This is a genomic window from Psychromonas aquatilis (genome assembly GCF_038155185.1).
Taxonomy (GTDB): domain Bacteria; phylum Pseudomonadota; class Gammaproteobacteria; order Enterobacterales; family Psychromonadaceae; genus Psychromonas; species Psychromonas aquatilis.
The window spans coordinates 1-238 of record NZ_JBAKAZ010000234.1; the positions used below are offsets into that span (position 1 = coordinate 1).

The 238-nt window shown below is 33.2% G+C and carries 1 pseudogene; it reads left to right on the top strand.

The features are described from left to right. Positions 1-238: pseudogene (locus tag V6256_RS15430) on the top strand (heat-shock protein Hsp70); the annotation flags it as partial.

The following is a 238-nucleotide window of genomic DNA, read 5'->3' on the forward strand; positions in this document are numbered from 1 at the left end:
TAATGCGTTTACAACGAGTACAGAAGCAACGTTTAACGCATCAATTATTGCATGGTATTGAGCAAGCAAAAATTAACATAAGTGATAATACTCATGCTCAAATGACATTGGAGTTTATAGAAAGTACATTGAGTATTGATATTAACCGAGAACAAGTCTCAGAAACTATGGTTAATTGGCTTTATAAGATGTTTGTGATGATTGAGCAATCAATTCCCAACGCTAAAAAACTACCTGA